At 36.4% G+C, this 2,645-nt stretch carries 1 protein-coding gene; it reads right to left on the bottom strand.

All coding sequences use genetic code 11. The features are described from left to right. The coding region (locus tag L0M85_RS09580; RefSeq protein WP_238656924.1) for a DEAD/DEAH box helicase family protein at positions 1-2,645 on the bottom strand (2,645 nt) is incomplete at both ends.

The following is a 2,645-nucleotide window of genomic DNA, read 5'->3' as shown; positions in this document are numbered from 1 at the left end:
GTTTGAATGTCGGCTGTTTCTTTATAGATTTTCATCAACTCAGGTAGATTGACAAACTTTTTAAATCGTTTCTTAGGCTGGTACTTATCCCCTGTAGGAGCTAATTCCATAGAGTTTTGAATTTCTCCAAAAGCACCTACCCAAGAGTCAAAATAATCAACTTGATAGCGTTTTAAGATATCCGGTTGAATGTAGTTCATCATAGTATACAGCTCACTAATTGAATTTGAAACAGGTGTTCCTGTCGCAAAGACAATATTTTTAAAATCATGTTCTTCCTGAATCTGTCGAACCTTCATTTCCATATCCACGTTCTTCTTAGAGGTTGTATTGGTAATCCCTGCTACATTTCCAAGTCCAGTAATTGGACGAATATTTTTAAAGTGATGTGCTTCATCCACAAAGAGAAAATCAATTCCTAAGTTCTCAAAATCAATAAAACTATCACGATTGAAACGTTGGAGTTCTTCCAATTGTTTCTCTAGACCACTTATTGATTGTTCTGCTTCTTTAACGGTATACTTATTTTCAGAATGTGTTTTAATCTCTCGTAGTTCATTGAGTTTATCCTCGATATAATTCATCTGTCTTTCTTTACTGACAGGGATTTTTTCAAATTGAGAATCCCCAATGACAATGGCATCGTAATCTCCTGTAATAATACGTGACACAAATTGTTTTCTTCTCGCCTTCACAAAATCTTTCTTAGTGGTCACAAAGACTTTTTTAGTAGGGAAAAATTTCATGATTTCTTGGCCAAATTGAGCAGACAAACTAGAGGGCACCACATACAAGGGCTTATGAACCATCCCCAACTCTTTTAATTTAAACCCAGCACCAAGCATGGTCAAGGTCTTTCCTGAACCTACCTCATGAGCTAATAAAGCTCTTTTTTCTTCTACGATTCTTTGAATGGCATTCTCTTGATGAGGGCGAAGACTGATGTTTTGTGCCAAGCCATCAATGACTAGATGGCTACCATCATACTCTCGACTAACCGTTCGATTATAAAGACGATTGTAACTTTCTTCAATGACTTGTTGGACTTCTGGATACCGTGATACAAATTCTTGAAAGAGCTCTTGTAAATGCTGCTCTTTTGCTCTTAGAACAGAGGTTTTTTCCAAATCTGTGATAGTCTTTTTCTTTTCTCCTTCCGTAACAGTCATGGTAATCGTCGGTTGGTTCGAATTAAGTAAATTCTCAAAAATCTTTCTTCCTGTATCATAACGTGACCCACTGACTCCAAGACTACTATCTTTGGCACTTGGATAGCGATAAGCAAATGATGTCCTTAAATGAACCTGGCCATCGACAGGATTCACTTCAATGACTTGTTCAACATCTGGCGAAGACAATTCAAATTCACGATTGGTAAAACATTCAAAAGCAAATTTACCATAAACGGATTGAGGAATCCAACGTGACCCTATTTTAAACTCAATATCTGCCAGATGAATCCTTGGAGGGCGAACAGATTCTAACAAATCTAAAGCATGGTTCCAATCATATTCTTGGTTGTTTTCCTCCACTAATAGTTGAACTACTTCTATCTTGTTGAGAATGTCTCCTGATAAAAACTGGTTCTTAGAAAGATATTTTCTTTCTCCTCTTAAATAACTTTCTGGATCCATTAAAATCTGGTCACCTAACTCATCTAAAATAGCAGCTTGGCTATGTTCGGGATAAATTGATACCATATAGTCTAAATCAACCCCTCTACCATCCGATAAACTAGAGTTTAAGGCATCTAGAGCCGTTGAAACTCTTGCAATCACTCTCTCCGGCCTAACCAATGCTTTCTCAAAGGCTAAAGATTTTTTATATTTTACTTTCTGATCTTTAGAATCAATGTATTCATCTTCTAAACTTGCTAGTAAAGAATACTTATCGTCACTATCAAATAAGTTCCGATTGACTGAGGCATTCAAGTATCCAAATTGACTTACAAAGCGATTATAGTCACGATTGAGTTTACTAAGTAATACCTGAAAATCTGTCCGACTATAATCTGGATGACGTTGAATTTCAATTAAGGATTGATAGGTCTCTCTCAAATCAACCATGCCCTTAATGCGACTAATATCCTTATCCGATAAGGGACTTTCATAAAAGACAGTTTTTTTGAACAGTCCCTTATATTTCCCCCTTTTACTCGCTTCTTCTGACTTGTAAACATCTAGTGCTTCCTCATCATTCAAATGAAGTTGCACGAATCGGTCTATTTTATGTTCAGACAAAGAACTGTCCCAAGCTTTAAAATCTCCCTTCTCATCTACATAATAACTAATTTCGTCAACTTTTGAACTTTTCCGAATGCCATGCGTATCTCGGTAATAAATTTGATTTCCCTCATATCCAAAAGAATAGAGCGTTAAGTCCTCACGTATACGACTTGGGATAGAATTATCCACTTCTTCTTGGATAAAAACAGGTGCTTTCAAAGAATTGTCAATTTGTTTAGGTGCTTCTACATTCTCTAATGCTTTCATTATGTCAGTAGCTAATGTTTCTGATTCCCCCTTAACATTGAGGGTTCCTCCATTAAAATTACGTACCTCATATTGACCCAAAACTTGTGTATTGTATTTCCCATCAAAATAAGGATTGATCCAGACACGCTTATCCTCCTCAAAGGGAATAGA

Origin of the sequence: Streptococcus sp. DFI.7.26 (assembly GCF_022240605.1) — a bacterium.
GTDB lineage: Bacteria > Bacillota > Bacilli > Lactobacillales > Streptococcaceae > Streptococcus > Streptococcus xiaochunlingii.
Note: the sequence above shows the minus strand (reverse complement) of the source record. Positions and strands in the feature narration are given on the sequence as shown.